Raw genomic sequence first — 15,965 nt, 5'->3', positions numbered from 1 at the left:
AGGTTTGGGAGCGGTCTTCAGTTTTGGGGGTCATCCTTGACCTGAGTGCTTTCCCTTTTTTTAGAACGCGTAACTGGCCTTGAGGCTGCCGCTGAAGCCGTGGCTGTCACCGCCGCCGCTGGCACCGACTTCTGCGCCGACGCTGACCGCGCCGAGGCTGGCCATCAGGTTGACGCCGCCGCTGAACTGGTCGCGGTTGTCGAAGGCGGCGCGTTGTTCGATGTCGAGGCCCAGCAGATGGCCGTTGCTGTTGACGTCGTTGTTGCCCAACGTGCGTTCGTAGCCGACTTGCACACTCGGCACCAGTTGCCAGGCGCCCATTGCTACCGGGGCGAAGGCCACGTTGAGGTTGGCGACGGCGCTGCGGCGGGTGGCGGTATTGTCGTCGACGTCGAGTGCCAGTTCGCTGCCCTTCTCTTGGAAGCCTTTGAGGTCGAGGTGGCTGACGCGCACGCCGAGACTCGGTTCGAAGATCATGCCGTTGACCGGTGCGCGGTAACCCAGCGCCAGGGTGGCGCCGGTGAGGTTGCCGTGGGTGTCGCCTTTGGCCGTGCCGAGGCCGCCGCCGAGGTCGCGTTTGCTGTCGTAATCGACGTAGCCGGCGCTGGCGTTGGCGTCGATGAACAGGCCGCGTTCCAGGCTGGTGAAGCCGTAGCGTGCGCCGAGGCTGAAGAAGGTGAAATCTGTATCGGCCTCGCCGCCCGCGCCGCCGACGGTGCCTTTGCTGTAGCCGAAACCGCCGCGTGCGCTGAGTTGTTCGGAGAAGCGCTGGGTGATGCCGACCATCAGGCCCTGGCTGTGTTCGTTGCTGCTTTCGGCGTGGGATGAGCCGTCGGTGCCGAGGTAGCCGGCCAGCGCGGTGGTCCACAAACGGTATTGGCCGACTTTCAGATCGGAGCCGCTGGCATAGGGCGCGGCGGCTTGCTCGATCATTGCGTTCTGGCGCAGCAGGTAACTGGCGGCGTCGGCGTGAACCTGGCCGCCAACCTGGGATTCGACACCGCCGAGGGTGCCGGCGTCGATCGCCGATTGCAGGTAGTAGTTGTAGGCGCTGTAGGTGCCGGACAGGCTGGTGTTCTGCAATTCGCGGAGCAATTCGGCACCGGCAGCGGCATTGCCGATCAATCCGGCCTGACCCGGAAGGCTGTTGTACTCGACCAGTTTGCCGCGCAGCACGTAGATGGTTTCCTGCGACAGGCCGAGGCCTTGTTTGAGGTAGTTGTCCATGCTGCCGTATTCCGCGGTGACCTCATCCAAACCGGCCTGCAAGTAGCTGGCCTGCACGCCGAGCAGCGGCGCGTACACCGAAGCCATACTTGGCGGCATTGCTTTAAGAGTCGCGGCGACGCGGGCGGCGGTGTAGTCGTTGGTCGCCAGGTAGTTGGCCATGATGGTCGCGTTATCGACCCCGGCGATGCTCTGCAACACAGCGGCTGTCCAGCCGGTGCGGTCCTTGCCGGCAGTGCAGTGGAACAGTTGCGCGCCGTCGGTGGTTGCCAGTTCGTTGAACAGCTTGCCGAACTGACCGCGCATTCCCGCATCGCTGACGAAGGCGCGGTTGGTCTGTTCCATCATGGCGATGGCGTCGGCGGCGCTTTTGAACGACACGGTGGTGATGTTCGCGCCCGAGGTGGTGCTGCCGATGATGTCGATGTTCTGGTAGGTCGCACCGCTCAGCATCGTGTCGGGTGTGCCGGCGATTTCGCTCGGGGTGCGCAGGTCGTAGACGGCTTTGATGCCGAGGCTGTTGAGGGTCGCCAGATCCGCTGCCGACGGCGTGATCGCGTTGGAGCGGTAAAACACGCCGCCGCGCATGGTGCCGTCGTGGGCGGTGGAATACGCGGTGGTGAGGCCGGCGACATCACGGAAGTTGTCGATACTTTGCAGGCGCGGCGTGTCGAGCGCGACAGGTTCGGCGGCGTGGGCAGCGGCGATGGACAGGCTCAGAACGGACAGCGAACACACAAGACGTTGAAACACAGTGCAGCCTCATTGGAATTAGCGTTGGGCTGGCTACTATCTGCAATCAACTGATACCGAATATGACAGAACGACTGCGCAAGGAAATGGCTGCGCGATCGGGCCGTGGACTGCGTTTTTTGTCCGTCAGGGATCAGTTTGTTTCGCAAATTCCGGGAGCACCAGATAACCCTGTGGGAGCTGGCTTGCCAGCGATGGCGGTGGATCAGTCGGGAAGGATGGAGACTGACACGGCCTCATCGCTGGCAAGCCAGCTCCCACAGTTGTTTGTGTTGGCCACAGGAATGATGTCTGCCGGTGATGAATGTGGAGTTTTCGGTTGAAGGCGATTCCGTCCATAATCCCTCCCCCCAAATGGACTGAAACAGGAAATCGGAAATGGACACCGCTCAATGGCTCGGTTTGTTCGAGCGCGCCTTTCAAGGCATGGAGAAGAATCTTGAGCAAGTGCTGCAACTCAACAGTTGCCGCGAGCATTGGATTCAAGCCCAGATCAGTCTGCAAGCCTGGTTCGAAGATGAGATCGAAATCTGGACGGATCTGCCGATAGGCGACCGACGCAAGGCAGACCTGTACTCATTGGACGACAACGGCGCCCCGAGGATGGTCGCCGAAATCAAATGCCTGGGCGATGTCTCGCAGGCCAAGTGCCTGGAGGGCGATTGGTCGGTGCGGGCCGATGTTGATCGGTTGCGCTCTTTCGAGTGCCCTACCCGCCTGTTCGTCCTGGTCATCGCCAAAGGCGAGCGCGAAACCAATACCGGGCGCCGTCTTCGCGAAGATGAGTGGGTGGATGGCCGGACATGCGTCCCTGTGGATCTGCAATTTGCCCTGGTTCGGATGTGGGCGTTGTAAGTCAGCTCTTCATCCACTTCTGAACGCGACATGGGCCACTGCGAACAAGGACTGCCAATGCTAATTGTCTTCAGCGGCCTGCCGGGAACCGGCAAGACCACGATCGCCAGATCACTCGCGATCCGGCTGGATGCGACCTGTCTGCGTATCGATACGATCGAACAAGCCATCCGCAACGCCGGGGTTCTGGCTGATGATGTGGGTACCAGCGGTTACCGGGTAGCCAACGAACTGGCCGCGAACAACCTGCGTCCTGGCCACAATGTCGTGGTTGATTGCGTGAACCCCGTCGAGGAAAGCCGGCAAGCGTGGGCCGACATCGCGGCTCGCTCGGGTGTGCCGTTGCTCAACATTGAAGTGATTTGCTCGGACCCACATGAGCATCGGCGCCGGGTGGAGCAGCGGAAATCAGACATCATGGGGCTGACACCACCGAGTTGGTTTTCTGTTGTGAATCACGAATATGAGGCCTGGACGCAGCCGATTCTGTGTCTCGACACCGCGAATGTCAGCGTGGATCAGGCGGTGGAGATCGTCGTGCGCCAACTGACTGATCAACACCCGACCGTTTTGCCCTGATGCGGCAAAGTGCCGATTTTGCTGATGGCGTGCTGAGGTCGGGTCGACCATTTGACCCGACTTCAGCATTTGTCCGATGAAGAGCAGGAAGGTCTCTGCAGTGCAATTGTGAGCGGCGAACTACATCGTGGGATCGAGGACCAGCCGGCCGTGACCACGGCGGCTCTGGCTTATCTCGAGCGCACGTTGCGCCTCGCTCAGCGGGAACACTTCGACGTCGACCGTAAGGTGGCCGCGATCGAACAGTTCGGCGATCAACGACAACTGCGCACCGTCGGAGCGGGTGGCGAAGTTGATCGGGGTTACGCCGTAGTCATTGGCCAGCGTGATGCTCGGCGCGCTGACCGGCGAGATCAGTAAGCCTCCGCGTTTCAACACGCGGAACGAACGGTTCTGGGTGTCACCGCCGACCAGATCGAGCACCACGTCGACTTCAGATACCAGCTCATCGAACGCCTGCGTGGTGTAGTCGATAACGTAGTCAGCACCAAGCTGCTTGAGGTACGCGTGGTTGCTGGCCGAGGCGGTGGCAATGACCTCGGCGCCCAGGTACTTGGCAATCTGCACCGCCATGCTGCCCACGCCGCCGGCGGCGGCGTGAATCAGCACTTTCTGCCGCCGCTGCACGCCAGCATGCTCGGTCAACGCCTGCCACGCGGTGAGCGCGGTGGCCGGAACGGCACCAGCCTGCAAGGCGCTGAGCGATTGCGGTTTCAGCGCCAGTTTGCTCACCGGGGCCACGGCTTTGCTCGCATAGCCACCGACGATGTTGATGAAGCCGAACACTTCATCACCGAGCTTGAATTGGGTCACACCGGGGCCAGTGGCGATTACTTTGCCGGACACTTCAACGCCCGGGGTGAATGGCAGTGGCAGCGGAATGAACGCTTTCATCGCGCCGGACAGTACCTTCCAGTCGATCGGGTTGACCCCTGCCCCGGCGACCTCGATCAACACTTCACCTTCGCCGGCCACAGGGTCGGCGATGTCTTCCAGTTGCAACACTTCGGGGTTGCCGTATTCGTACACACGGATGGCTTTCATGAGAGACCTCGATCAATTGGAGTGGGTAGCGCGTGATCAGTGACGACGAGCGTCAAGGGCGAAACGACCGGCGCCGAACGCGACCACTTGCAGAAGGCCACCGGCCATGGCGATGTTCTTGAAAAAGTGGATGAACTGATTCTGATCGCCCAAGGCGTTGTGGAACGCCAGCGCAGTGACCACGCTGAACACGGCCAGCACAGCGGCGACGGTTCGGGTGCGGTAGCCGGCGATCAGTGCCAGGCCGCCACCGATTTCTACGATGATTGCCAGCGCCAGCGCCACTTGCGGCAGCGGCAGACCGACCGAGCCGATGTAGCCGATCATCATCGCCGGCGCCGCCAGTTTGGAAAAACCGGAGAGGATGAAGATCGCGCTGAGCAGAATGCGGCCGATCAACGAGGCCGAGGCCTGGGTGACGTCATTGCGGGTTTGTTCAGTAGCGGTTGGAGCAATGTTTGCGGTAGTGGTCATGACGGTATTTCCTTCAAAGGTGCGGCGATCCGAGATGAATCGTCCAAGTGAGGAAATGGTGCGCCTGGCCCGCTAATCTGAATAGCCGACTAATTTCGATCATTACGTTCTAGAAAATAGACAAGCTGACGCAGCTCAGCGACGATGCCAGTTCGCTGATGATGACGAGGTAACAGCCATGATTTCTGACCCGGGCACGCCGACGCTGGATCAACTGCGGGTGTTTCTGACGGTGGTGGAATTGGGCAGTTTCGCCGCTGCTGCGAGGAAGCTGCACCGCGCAACGTCGGTGATCAGCTATTCGATGGCCAACCTGGAATTGCAGCTGGGGGTGACGCTGTTTGATCGCCAGACCACGCGCAAACCACAACTCACCGAGGCCGGCCGCACCGTACTGGCCGAGGCGCGCACCATCGCCAACGGCGTGCATGGCTTGCGCGCCAAGGTCAAAGGCCTGTTGCAGGGGCTGGAAGCCGAGGTGCATGTGGTGCTGGACGTGATGCTGCCGCCGCAGCGGGTGGTGGATGCGTTGAAGTCGTTTCGCGAGGCATTTCCCACCGTCGCTCTGCATTTGCACATGGAGGCGCTGGGGGCGGTGACTGAGCGGGTGATCAATCGTGGCGCGATCATTGGCGTCAGTGGGCCAATGAATGAAGGCATCGATGCGATCGAGCGTATCGGTGCCGGCAATGTCGAGTTGATTCCGGTGGCGGCACCGAATCATCCGTTGGCTTCGGGTGGAGCGAACACACCGGGCGCCGGGCGTGAACTGACGCAATTGGTGTTGTCCGACCGCTCGCAACTGACCAAGGATCGCGACTTCGCCGTCCTCAGCAACCGCACCTGGCGCCTGGCGGATCTGGGTGCCAAACACATGCTGCTGCGCGAAGGGATTGGCTGGGGGAACATGCCGTTGCCGATGGTCGAGGAAGATTTGCAGTCCGGCCGACTGGTACAGCTGAACCTGCCGGAGTACCAAAGCGGCATCTACCCGTTCGACGTCATCTACCGCACCGACCTGCCACCGGGACCGGCGGCGCGGTGGTTGATCGAGCGGTTTGTGCAGCAGAGTGTGCGGGGTGCCTGACATGGCCCTATCGCGAGCAGGCTTACTCTTACAGGGTCATGCAGTAGGTTGGCAGACTGAGATCATTGTGGGAACTAGCCCTGTTGCCGATTGCGGTGCATGACAATCTCCAGCCCCTCGCCCACGTCCGGCACCTGAAAGTGGCGCGTGATCAAATCAAACTCCGCATCCGACGCCGCAAATTCATGCTCCGCCAGCGCGTTGCGTGCATGCAGCCGGACGCGGCTGGTGTCGTCATCCACTTCGAGATAGTGCAGGCAGTGCGGCACTCGCGCGCTATCTGCCAGCCCTCGCAGCCACTGCCGATCCGCCACAGTATTGGCCGGAAAATCCAGCACCACACTCACCCCGGCCGCGAGCACATCGATCACCAACGGCCCCAACACCCCGCGAATCTGCCGCGCACATCGAAGGTAATCCGCCACGGATTTGATCTGTTCCGGATACAGCCGCGACAGCCACTGATCCTCACTGAGCACCAGCGCGCGGTGCTCCTCAGCCAGTGATTTGGCCAGTGTCGATTTGCCCGAGGCGATCTTGCCGCACATCAGGTGTAGGGTGGGTGCACGCATTGGGGACGCTTCCTTATGTCGATTGCTGGATAATGCCCAACGCCTGTCGGCGAGGCAATCGAGGCGCATGACCCAACGAGGAATCCAGATGACCACAATCACCGCACGCCACTGCTCGTCCTGGGTGCTACTTACGCTGCTCACCACTGCCATGGCGCTAACGGCCGGCTGTTCGAGCAAGCGCTACGCCACCAACGGCTCGAACTGCTACGCCAAAGCCGTGCCTACTTCCGGCGAAGGGGGTCTGGCCTGGGGCGATACCTTGAGCATGGCGCGCAAAAAGTCGATGAATAACTGCATGCGTTATGCGAGCCGCTCCGGAGGCACGCCGAACACCTGTCAGGTGGTGCAGGCGCAGTGCAAGCGCTGAGAGCGCCGAAAGTGATGTTGGCTGACACGGCCCCATCGCTGGCAAGCCAGCTCCCGCAGGGTTGTTGGGTGGGCTCAGGATTGGCGGCGGCCAGAGATCCAGTGTGGGAGCCAGCCTGCTGGCGAATGCGATCTGTCAGCCAGGACGATGGCGACTGACACGCGCTCTTCGCGAGCCGGCTTGCTTCCACACGAGGTTGTGTCACCAGAATACTTATTTGTGGCCAGGGGATTCATCCCCGATGGACTGCGCAGCAGGCCCGCTTCTTTATTGGTTGAAGAAGCCGGGCTCGCTTTGCACGCCATCGGGGATGAATCCCCTCACTACAGGCTTACCAATCAGCGATTCAAACCCGCCGCATTGGCGCGCGCCGCGTGCAGCTTCTTGTAGCTGTCGATCAGACGCAGGTGACGATCCAGCCCTTCGAGTTTCATGCTGGTCGGTGTCAGACCGTAGAAACGCACACTGCCGTTGACCGAACCAATCGCCGCGTCCATGCGCTCGTCACCGAACATGCGGCGGAAGTTGGCCTCGTAATCGGCCAGCTCCAGATCCTCGTCCAGCTCCATTTCCAGGCATACGTTCACCGCCTGATAGAACAAGCCGCGCTCGACGGTGTTGTCGTTGTATTGCAGGAAGGCTTCGACCAGATCCTTGGCCTGTTCGAATTTCTGCAAGGCGAGGTAGATCAGCAGGCGCAGCTCCAGAATGGTCAACTTGCCCCACGGTGTATTGTCGTCGAACTCGATGCCGATCAGCGTGGTGATGTCGGTGTAATCATCCAGCTCGCTGTTTTCCAGGCCTTGAGCGAGATTGCGCAGGCCGACCTTGCTCAGGCTGTGCAGATTGAGGATGTCGGCGCGGAATTGCAGGGCCTTGTTGGTGTTGTCCCAGATCAGGTCGTCCACCGGATAGATTTCCGAGTAGTCCGGCACCAGAATCCGGCAGGCATTGGCGCCGAGGTCGTCGTAGACCGCCATGTAGGCTTCTTTGCCCATGTCTTCAAGGATGCCGAACAGGGTTGCGGCTTCTTCAGCGTTGGAGTTTTCGCCCTGCCCTGAGAAGTCCCACTCGACGAATTCGAAGTCAGACTTGGCACTGAAGAAGCGCCACGACACCACACCGCTGGAGTCGATGAAGTGCTCGACGAAGTTGTTCGGTTCGGTCACTGCCTGGCCCGAGAAAGTCGGCTGCGGCAGATCGTTCAAGCCTTCGAAACTGCGGCCTTGCAGCAGTTCGGTCAGGCTGCGTTCCAGCGCCACTTCCAGGCTCGGGTGCGCGCCGAACGAGGCGAACACGCCGCCGGTGCGCGGGTTCATCAGGGTCACGCACATCACCGGGAATTCACCGCCCAGCGACGCGTCCTTGACCAGCACCGGGAAGCCCTGCTCTTCCAGCCCTTTGATCCCGGCGAGAATGCTCGGGTACTTCTCCAGTACTTCTTGCGGCACGTCGGGCAAGGCCATTTCGCCTTCGAGGATTTCGCGTTTGACCGCGCGCTCGAAGATCTCCGATAGACACTGCACCTGGGCTTCGGCCAAGGTGTTGCCGGCGCTCATGCCGTTGCTCAGGAACAGGTTTTCGATCAGATTGGACGGGAAGTACACCACTTCACCATCAGACTGACGCACGAACGGCAGCGAGCAGATGCCGCGCTGGGTGTTGCCGGAGTTGGTGTCGTACAGGTGCGAGCCCTTGAGCTCGCCGTCGCGGTTGTAAATGTCGAGGCAGTATTGGTCGAGAATCTCTGTCGGCAGCTCGTCCTTCGGACCCGGTTTGAACCAGCGCTCGTTCGGGTAATGCACGAACTCGGCGGTGGCGATGTCCTCGCCCCAGAACTGGTCGTTGTAGAAGAAGTTGCAGTTCAAGCGCTCGATGAACTCGCCGAGTGCCGAGGCCAGCGCGCCCTCTTTGGTCGCGCCTTTGCCGTTGGTGAAGCACATGGGCGAGTGCGCATCGCGGATGTGCAACGACCAGACGTTAGGCACGATGTTGCGCCACGAAGCGATTTCGATCTTCATCCCCAAATCAGCGAGGATCCCCGACATGTTGGCGATGGTCTGCTCCAGCGGCAGATCCTTACCCGCGATGTAGGTTCCCGCTTCAGAGGTCGAATGCGGCATCAGCAGCGCTTGCGCATCGGCGTCGAGGTTCTCGACCTCCTCGATCACGAACTCGGGGCCGGTCTGCACGACCTTCTTCACCGTGCAGCGATCGATCGAGCGCAGGATGCCCAGACGATCCTTCTCGGAAATGTCCGCCGGCAGTTCGACCTGGATCTTGAAGATCTGGTTGTAGCGGTTTTCCGGGTCGACGATGTTGTTCTGCGACAGGCGAATATTCTCGGTCGGGATGTTGCGGGTTTCGCAGTACAGCTTCACGAAGTAAGCCGCGCACAAGGCCGACGATGCCAGGAAGTAGTCGAACGGCCCCGGTGCCGAGCCATCGCCCTTGTAGCGAATGGGCTGATCGGCGATCACCGTGAAGTCGTCGAACTTGGCTTCAAGTCGAAGGTTGTCGAGAAAGTTGACCTTGATTTCCATGCGGGTTTACCAGAGAGCAAAAACGAATTGGCGGCCATTATCCGGGTTTTCAGCCTGACGTCTTGTGCTTTTGCGTAATCGCCGCCGGGTGGGAGCCGCTGCTTGCGCCGTGCATCTGCATGGGCAAACGACAAAAATGCCCGGAGCAGTGAATTTTTTCGTGTCTTCTTGTATCTGACGGAAAGAAGCCATGCCAGCAAAACAATGGCATCGAATCCGTTCAGCTATGAGTGACCCGTATGAAATCAAGGAAAAACAAGGTCAATCCCATCGGATTGAAAGACATCACGATTGTCGACGATGCCAAGATGCGCAAGGCGATCACCGCCGCCGCACTGGGCAACGCCATGGAATGGTTCGACTTCGGGGTGTACGGCTTCGTCGCCTATGCACTGGGCAAGATCTTCTTCCCCGGCGCCGACCCTGGCGTGCAGATGATTGCAGCGCTGGCGACCTTCTCGGTGCCGTTCCTGATCCGTCCCTTGGGCGGGCTGTTCTTCGGTGCACTGGGCGACAAGTACGGGCGACAGAAAGTGCTGGCCGCGACCATCGTGATCATGTCGCTGAGTACCTTCGCCATCGGCCTGATACCGTCCTACGAGTCGATCGGCATCTGGGCGCCGATCCTGTTGTTGCTGGCGAAAATGGCCCAGGGTTTCTCGGTCGGCGGTGAGTACACCGGCGCCTCAATCTTCGTCGCCGAATACGCGCCCGATCGCAAGCGCGGATTCCTCGGCAGTTGGCTGGACTTCGGCTCGATTGCCGGCTTCGTCCTCGGCGCTGGTGTGGTGGTGCTGATCTCGGCGATCATCGGCGAAGAGAAATTCCTCGAATGGGGCTGGCGCCTGCCGTTCTTCCTCGCCCTGCCGCTGGGCATGATCGGCCTTTATCTGCGCCATGCGCTGGAAGAAACCCCGGCGTTTCAACAGCATGTCGAGAAGCTCGAAGAAGGCGATCGCGAAGGTCTGGCCGGCGGCCCGAAAGTCTCGTTCAAGGAAGTCGCGACCAAACACTGGCGCAGCCTGATGACCTGCATCGGCGTGGTGGCGGTGACCAACGTCACCTATTACATGCTGTTGACCTACATGCCGAGCTACCTGTCGCACAACCTGCACTACAGCGAAAACCGTGGCGTGCTGATCATCATCGCGATCATGGTCGGCATGCTGTTCGTGCAGCCGGCTATTGGATTTATCAGCGACAAGATCGGCCGCAAGCCCTTCATTGTGGTCGGCAGCATCGGTCTGTTTCTGCTGGCGATTCCGGCGTTCATGCTGATCAACAGCGGCAAGATCGGCCTGATCTTCTCCGGCCTGCTGATCCTTGCGGTATTGCTCAACTTCTTCATCGGTGTCATGGCTTCGACCCTGCCGGCGATGTTCCCCACGCACATCCGCTACAGCGCACTGGCCGCGGCGTTCAACGTCTCGGTGCTGATCGCCGGCCTGACCCCGACTGCCGTGGCCTGGCTGGTGGAAAGCACCAACAACCTGTACATGCCGGCCTACTACCTGATGGTGATTGCCGTGGTCGGCCTGATCACCGGCGTGACCATGAAAGAGACCGCCAACAAACCGCTGCGCGGTGCCGCACCGGCGGCGTCGGACCTGGAAGAAGCCAAGGAGCTGCTCAAAGAGCACCACGACAACATCGAGCAGAAAATCGAAGACATCGACGCCGAAATTGCCGAGCTGGAAGCCAAGCGCAAGGAGTTGGTGCAGCAGCATCCGCGGATCAACTGATGCGATGACTGACGGCGGCCCTGCCCAGGGCTGCCGTCGATCAACACCTCACAACACAAAGCCGTCACCGATCAAACGCACCAAAACCTCCCCCGCCTCACTCAATTCACCCGGTGCCCGCATCAGGCGCAACTCGTGCAGCGGCAACTCGGGTAACCCCTCCTCACTGCTCAGCACCCGCATGCCGGGTCGCACTTGCGCACGATCAACAATGCCCACCGCCAGTCCGGCCTCAATGGCTGTTTCCAGCGCGCTGGCACCGGCGCTGACAATCACTGCGCACCACCGCCGACCCTGCTCGCTCAATGCATCCACGGCAACGCTACGATACGGGCAACCCTTGCCGTGCAACGCCAGCGGTACCGGCCGGGTGAGATCCTGCGTGTAGTTGTGCGCGGCGACCCACACTGGCTGGGTCAGGCCCAGCATCCTTGCGCAACGCGTCGATGACGGCGCATCGGCGACGACCACCAGCAACGCCAGATCCAGTTGCCCGCGCTCCAGACGCGCACTCAGACGGCCGCTGGCACCGGTTTCGACTTCCAGCTCGATGTGCGGAAAATCTGCCGACAGGTGCGGCAACGTACAGCCCAGTACCGCGCCGGCATACTCCTCGGAAATCCCTAGGCGAACCCGCCCACTGGCCAGCGGCGTGCTGAAACTCGCCAGCAATTGATCGTGATGGCGCAACAGTTCGGCGCTCTGCAGGGCGAAGCGTCGACCCAGCGGCGTGAGATTGACAGTCTGGTTATCGCGCTCCAGTAATCGCCCGCCCGCCAGCGCTTCCAGACGCCGCACATGCAGGCTGACTGCCGACGGGCTCTTGTTGAGGAAACTCGCGGCGGCGAGAAATTGCCCGAAGCGCACGATCGCCTGAAAGGTGCGCAACAGTTCGATATCAAGGGCTTCGGCCATGCTTGAGAATTCCTGCATCAGTGGTGCGAATCGTATCGTTTGAATGCATCAGCGGTTGATTCATATCATCGAACTCAGCCCTCTGTCAGGTGCCATTCGATGAACGTCATGCCGGTTCGATTTTCACTGCTGAATTTTTTCTTGCTGATGGCGATGGTGGCCAGCTGGAGTTCCGGATTCATCGGTTATCGCTACATCGCCGATCAGGGCAGCGTGTACCTGGCTTCGTTGTGGCGATTTGTGCTGGCGGCGTTGCTGTTGCTGCCCTTCGCCTGGGCTGGCTTGCGTGGTTTGCGCGGCAAGGATGTGATGCATCAGGCACTGCTGGGGCTGTTTGCTATTGGTGGCTACATCGGACCGATTGCTGCCTCGATTCAACTTGGCGTCACGCCGGGCACCGCGTCACTGTTTGCCAATCTGTTGCCGCTGACCATTGTATTGTTGGCGGGCAGCGTCCCGGGCCAGCGCACGCGCGGCTGGCAATGGCTGGGTTTGGCGTTGTGTGTGATCGGCATGCTGCTGGCCAGCGCCGCGAGTGTCGAATGGGCCAGTGCGACGCTGTGGGTCTACAGCTTGCCATTGCTGGCGGTGCTGTCGCTGGCGGCGGCCACCTTGTTTGAAAAAGCCCGCGCCGGCGTGGCAATGCCGGTCACTACAGCGCTGTTCATTCAGGTGTGTGCCGTGGTGCCGCTGTTTGCGTTGCTGGCCGGTGTCGAGGGTGAATTGTGCCCGCCCATCAGTACGGATTTCGCCAGTGGCGTGCTGTGGCTGGTGATTTTCTCGACCTTCGGCGGCTATGGGTTTTACTGGCTTTGCCTGCAGCGTTTCAGCATGCAACGCATCAGTTGCGCACTGTTTCTGACGCCACCCGTGACGCTGCTGTGGGCGTGGCTGCAGTTCGACGATCCGCTGAGTGTCAGCGCCCTGTTCGGTATTGGCTTGACCTTTTTCGGGTTGCCATTGCTCGGGAGAACGTCGAGCGATTCGAGCCTCGCGCCTGCACCCTGCACGAAACTAAATCCGCGGGCGACTAGTCACTGACTTAGCGGAGGTTGAGGCATTTCGCCAAACCTCGTTTATTGAAGATGCCAGCGTGGTCACTCATAACGATCGTCGCAACAACCTCTCGCTGGACAGCCTGAATTTCTTCCTCGCCGATGTGCGCGACGGACTCGGGCCGTATCTGGCGATTTATCTGTTGGCGGTTCACCACTGGGAGCCGGCCAGCATCGGGTTGGTGATGACCCTGGCCGGCATCGCCGCCCTTGTCACCCAGACACCCGCCGGCGCCCTGGTCGACAACACCCGTAGTAAGCGGGCAGCGATCGCAGTTGCCGCGCTGCTGGTAACCGGCAGTTGCGTGGTGTTGCCGTTCGTTACCTCCTTCAGCCTGGTGGCGATCACCCAAGCGCTGAGCGCCGCGGCAGCGTCGGTGTTCGCCCCGGCCATTTCGGCGATCACCCTCGGCATCACCGGCCCACGAGCCTTCACCCGACGCACCGGACGCAACGAAACCTTCAACCACGCCGGCAACGCCTGCGCGGCGTTGCTGGCCGGTGGTTTCGCCTACCTGTTCGGCCCTGTGGCGGTGTTCTATCTGATGGCGGTCATGGCGCTGTGCAGTGTAATCGCCGTGAGCTTCGTCGATGCCAACGCGATCAACCATGATCTGGCGCGGGGACTTGACCCCAGCGACGCCGCACATGCCAAGGCACCTTCGGGATTCGCGGTGCTGCTGACAAACAAGGCGCTGCTGATGTTCGCCATCTGCTGCGCCCTCTTCCACCTCGCCAACGCGGCGATGCTGCCATTGGTGAGCCAGAAACTGGCGCAGGTCAATCTGCAGATGGCGACGCCGTTGACCTCGGCCTGTATCGTCGCCGCGCAACTAGTCATGGTGCCGGTCGCCTTGCTGGTCGGGGCCAAAGCTGATGTGTGGGGACGCAAGCCGCTGCTGCTCGCAGGCTTCCTGATTCTGCCGTTGCGTGGCGTGCTCTACACCTTGTCTGCTGATCCTTACTGGCTGGTTGCGGTACAAATGCTCGACGGCGTCGGCGCGGGGATCTTCGGCGCGCTGTTCCCGGTGGTAGTGAAAGACCTGACGCTGGGCACCGGCCACTTCAACATCAGCCTCGGCGCTCTTTCGACGGTGTTCGGCCTAGGCGCGGCATTGAGCAGTAGTGTCGCGGGCATTGTGTTGCAGGAGGCCGGTTACAACGCGGCTTTTCTGACCCTGGCGGTGATTGCCGGCGTGGCGTTTGTGCTGTTGTGGTTGGCGGTGCCGGAAACATTGCAGCGCGTAGGGAATGATGCACATGTTCCTGACCGCGCGGCGCCCTTCACCTCTCCGCCGTAACGGTATGTATCTTTAAGGGGGGATTGCTGATGAGGGAGAAAGGATTTGGCTGATAACACGCTTGAATTCAGCGAAAGTGATCTGGCGCAGATGCAGCGCTTCAACCGCAAACTCGCCTGGCTGCCGCGGTTTCGCATCCGCAATCGGCTGACTCCGCGTTTGATCCAGGCATTGCTGCGCTTCTGTCAGATTGTCGGCACGGACAAACCGCTCAAATATGACCTGCTTGCGCAAAACACTGTGGTCTATTCGCAAGGTGCTTCAGTGCCCGTCCGAATCATCCGACCGCAAGGGAAGGCTCAAGGTGTGGTGCTGGATTACCACGGTGGCGGCTGGGTGATCGGCAATGCGCAGATGAACGACGACCTCAATATCGCCATGGTCAAGGCATGCAACGTGGCAGTGGTATCGGTTGACTATCGATTGGCAGTCAATACGCCTATTGAGGATGTCATGCAGGATTGTCTGTGCGCCGCACGCTGGCTGCTAAGCGACGATTGCACGGAGTTCGTCGGCCTGCCAGTGATCGTTGTCGGCGAATCGGCGGGCGCGCACCTGGCCGTCGCCACGCTGTTGTCGCTCAAGCAATCAGCCGATTTGCTGCAGCGGGTCAGCGGCGCCCTGCTTTATTACGGCGTCTACGATCTTGCGGGCACCCCGAGCGTGCACTCAGCCGCTGCTGAAACGCTGGTGTTAGACGGCCCGGGCATGGCCGAGGCGTTGCGCCTGCTGACTCCAGGCTTGAGCGATAATGAGCGCCGGCGGGCGCCACTGTCTCCGCTGTACGGCGACTTGAGCGGATTGCCACCGGCGTTGATGTTCACCGGTGAACTGGATCCGCTACGCGATGACACGCTGGAACTGGCTCAGCGCTGGCAACAATCAGCACCTGCTGAAGTACATCTATTGCCCTCGTCCGCCCATGGCTTTATCCATTTTCCGACCATCATGGCTAGCCGTGTTCTGGCCTACAGCCGGGCGTGGCTTTCGCGTCAGATCGAGGCAAAAACAAGCAGTTAGTGCCTGAGTTGGCATGCAAACCACTTTCCTGCGGGCAAAACAAAACCCCAACTGCTTTCGCAATTGGGGTTTCGGAATTTAATCTTGACGATGACCTACTCTCACATGGGGAAACCCCACACTACCATCGGCGATGCATCGTTTCACTTCTGAGTTCGGGATGGGATCAGGTGGTTCCAACGCTCTATGGTCGTCAAGAAATTCGGGTACTGACTCGTGGCCGGCTGGCCTCGCTTCAGCAAATCGGGTATGTGATACAGGTGTTTGTGAGCAGCGCGAACTTTCGGTTCATTGCGTCTTCACACACCGCAATCTGATGCTCTCTCGAGTAGTCAAATTGCTTGGGTGTTATATGGTCAAGCCTCACGGGCAATTAGTATTGGTTAGCTCAACGCCTCACAGCGCTTACACACCCAACCTATCAACGT

The 15,965-nt window shown here is 60.4% G+C and carries 14 protein-coding genes and 2 rRNA genes; 8 read left to right on the top strand and 8 right to left on the bottom strand.

Features of this window, described 5'->3' with window-relative positions; translation table 11 throughout:
- Positions 1–60 precede the first annotated feature (60 nt).
- Complete coding sequence (locus ACIP8I_RS06630) at positions 61–1,980, bottom strand: tyrosine-protein phosphatase (RefSeq protein ID WP_400759636.1); 1,920 nt, start codon at positions 1,978–1,980, stop codon at positions 61–63.
- 378 nt (positions 1,981–2,358) lie between these two features.
- On the opposite strand from ACIP8I_RS06630, the gene ACIP8I_RS06625 reads away from it, so the two are divergent.
- Together ACIP8I_RS06625 and ACIP8I_RS06620 are read left to right on the top strand one after the other, a co-directional pair.
- The gene (locus tag ACIP8I_RS06625; RefSeq protein ID WP_400759634.1) at positions 2,359–2,835 is read left to right on the top strand and encodes a hypothetical protein; all 477 of its coding nucleotides are present in this window, start codon (positions 2,359–2,361) and stop codon (positions 2,833–2,835) included.
- A gap of 57 nt (positions 2,836–2,892) precedes the next feature.
- Positions 2,893–3,414: an AAA family ATPase gene (locus tag ACIP8I_RS06620; protein WP_400759632.1), complete on the top strand. Its 522-nt coding sequence runs from the start codon at positions 2,893–2,895 to the stop codon at positions 3,412–3,414.
- A 120-nt stretch (positions 3,415–3,534) separates the two neighbouring features.
- Here ACIP8I_RS06620 and ACIP8I_RS06615 read toward each other — a convergent pair whose 3' ends face one another.
- Complete coding sequence (locus tag ACIP8I_RS06615; protein WP_400759630.1) at positions 3,535–4,458, bottom strand: NADP-dependent oxidoreductase; 924 nt, start codon at positions 4,456–4,458, stop codon at positions 3,535–3,537.
- 36 nt (positions 4,459–4,494) lie between these two features.
- Positions 4,495–4,932, bottom strand: a complete 438-nt coding sequence (locus ACIP8I_RS06610) for a DoxX family protein (RefSeq protein ID WP_400759628.1) — start codon at positions 4,930–4,932, stop codon at positions 4,495–4,497.
- Between the two features lie 178 nt (positions 4,933–5,110).
- On the opposite strand from ACIP8I_RS06610, the gene ACIP8I_RS06605 reads away from it, so the two are divergent.
- Positions 5,111–6,019, top strand: coding sequence for a LysR family transcriptional regulator (locus ACIP8I_RS06605; protein WP_400759626.1), 909 nt, complete (start codon positions 5,111–5,113; stop codon positions 6,017–6,019).
- Between the two features lie 74 nt (positions 6,020–6,093).
- Here ACIP8I_RS06605 and ACIP8I_RS06600 read toward each other — a convergent pair whose 3' ends face one another.
- Positions 6,094–6,591 (bottom strand): AAA family ATPase, encoded by a 498-nt coding sequence (locus ACIP8I_RS06600; protein ID WP_400759624.1) that lies wholly within the window; start codon positions 6,589–6,591, stop codon positions 6,094–6,096.
- Between the two features lie 88 nt (positions 6,592–6,679).
- On the opposite strand from ACIP8I_RS06600, the gene ACIP8I_RS06595 reads away from it, so the two are divergent.
- Positions 6,680–6,961: a hypothetical protein gene (locus ACIP8I_RS06595; protein ID WP_400759622.1), complete on the top strand. Its 282-nt coding sequence runs from the start codon at positions 6,680–6,682 to the stop codon at positions 6,959–6,961.
- 338 nt (positions 6,962–7,299) lie between these two features.
- On the opposite strand, the gene ACIP8I_RS06590 is transcribed toward ACIP8I_RS06595, so the two are convergent.
- Positions 7,300–9,504, bottom strand: a complete 2,205-nt coding sequence (locus ACIP8I_RS06590) for an OsmC domain/YcaO domain-containing protein (protein ID WP_400759619.1) — start codon at positions 9,502–9,504, stop codon at positions 7,300–7,302.
- A gap of 239 nt (positions 9,505–9,743) precedes the next feature.
- Between ACIP8I_RS06590 and proP the strand changes: the two genes are divergently transcribed.
- Entirely contained in the window at positions 9,744–11,246 is a 1,503-nt protein-coding gene (proP, locus tag ACIP8I_RS06585) for a glycine betaine/L-proline transporter ProP (protein WP_367084728.1), read from the top strand.
- Between the two features lie 48 nt (positions 11,247–11,294).
- On the opposite strand, the gene ACIP8I_RS06580 is transcribed toward proP, so the two are convergent.
- Positions 11,295–12,161 (bottom strand): LysR family transcriptional regulator, encoded by an 867-nt coding sequence (locus ACIP8I_RS06580; RefSeq protein ID WP_400759617.1) that lies wholly within the window; start codon positions 12,159–12,161, stop codon positions 11,295–11,297.
- A 99-nt stretch (positions 12,162–12,260) separates the two neighbouring features.
- Between ACIP8I_RS06580 and ACIP8I_RS06575 the strand changes: the two genes are divergently transcribed.
- The 3 genes from ACIP8I_RS06575 to ACIP8I_RS06565 all read left to right on the top strand — a co-directional run bounded on the left by ACIP8I_RS06575 (position 12,261) and on the right by ACIP8I_RS06565 (position 15,537).
- Complete coding sequence (locus ACIP8I_RS06575) at positions 12,261–13,202, top strand: DMT family transporter (protein ID WP_400759615.1); 942 nt, start codon at positions 12,261–12,263, stop codon at positions 13,200–13,202.
- Positions 13,203–13,254: 52 nt separating this feature from the next.
- The gene (locus ACIP8I_RS06570) at positions 13,255–14,517 is read left to right on the top strand and encodes an MFS transporter (RefSeq protein WP_367084731.1); all 1,263 of its coding nucleotides are present in this window, start codon (positions 13,255–13,257) and stop codon (positions 14,515–14,517) included.
- 90 nt (positions 14,518–14,607) lie between these two features.
- Positions 14,608–15,537, top strand: a complete 930-nt coding sequence (locus tag ACIP8I_RS06565) for an alpha/beta hydrolase (RefSeq protein WP_400759613.1) — start codon at positions 14,608–14,610, stop codon at positions 15,535–15,537.
- 82 nt (positions 15,538–15,619) lie between these two features.
- Here ACIP8I_RS06565 and rrf read toward each other — a convergent pair.
- Together rrf and ACIP8I_RS06555 are read right to left on the bottom strand one after the other, a co-directional pair.
- Positions 15,620–15,735: ribosomal RNA gene (gene rrf, locus ACIP8I_RS06560) — 5S ribosomal RNA — on the bottom strand.
- 154 nt (positions 15,736–15,889) lie between these two features.
- A 23S ribosomal RNA gene (locus tag ACIP8I_RS06555) occupies positions 15,890–15,965 on the bottom strand; the annotation flags it as partial.

This window comes from Pseudomonas sp. NPDC088414 (genome assembly GCF_044753325.1).
In the GTDB taxonomy this organism is placed as follows: Bacteria; Pseudomonadota; Gammaproteobacteria; order Pseudomonadales; family Pseudomonadaceae; genus Aquipseudomonas.
This window is presented reverse-complemented; position numbering and strand designations above follow the sequence as displayed.

Coding starts and splice junctions, on each gene's coding strand:
- ACIP8I_RS06565 (WP_400759613.1), top strand. CDS start 14,608: ATGCAGCGCTTCAACCGCAAACTCGCCTGGCTGCCGCGGTTTCGCATC.
- ACIP8I_RS06610 (WP_400759628.1), bottom strand. CDS start 4,932: ATGACCACTACCGCAAACATTGCTCCAACCGCTACTGAACAAACCCGC.
- proP (WP_367084728.1), top strand. CDS start 9,744: ATGAAATCAAGGAAAAACAAGGTCAATCCCATCGGATTGAAAGACATC.
- ACIP8I_RS06615 (WP_400759630.1), bottom strand. CDS start 4,458: ATGAAAGCCATCCGTGTGTACGAATACGGCAACCCCGAAGTGTTGCAA.
- ACIP8I_RS06620 (WP_400759632.1), top strand. CDS start 2,893: ATGCTAATTGTCTTCAGCGGCCTGCCGGGAACCGGCAAGACCACGATC.
- ACIP8I_RS06605 (WP_400759626.1), top strand. CDS start 5,111: ATGATTTCTGACCCGGGCACGCCGACGCTGGATCAACTGCGGGTGTTT.
- ACIP8I_RS06625 (WP_400759634.1), top strand. CDS start 2,359: ATGGACACCGCTCAATGGCTCGGTTTGTTCGAGCGCGCCTTTCAAGGC.
- ACIP8I_RS06575 (WP_400759615.1), top strand. CDS start 12,261: ATGAACGTCATGCCGGTTCGATTTTCACTGCTGAATTTTTTCTTGCTG.
- ACIP8I_RS06590 (WP_400759619.1), bottom strand. CDS start 9,504: ATGGAAATCAAGGTCAACTTTCTCGACAACCTTCGACTTGAAGCCAAG.
- ACIP8I_RS06580 (WP_400759617.1), bottom strand. CDS start 12,161: ATGGCCGAAGCCCTTGATATCGAACTGTTGCGCACCTTTCAGGCGATC.
- ACIP8I_RS06595 (WP_400759622.1), top strand. CDS start 6,680: ATGACCACAATCACCGCACGCCACTGCTCGTCCTGGGTGCTACTTACG.
- ACIP8I_RS06600 (WP_400759624.1), bottom strand. CDS start 6,591: ATGCGTGCACCCACCCTACACCTGATGTGCGGCAAGATCGCCTCGGGC.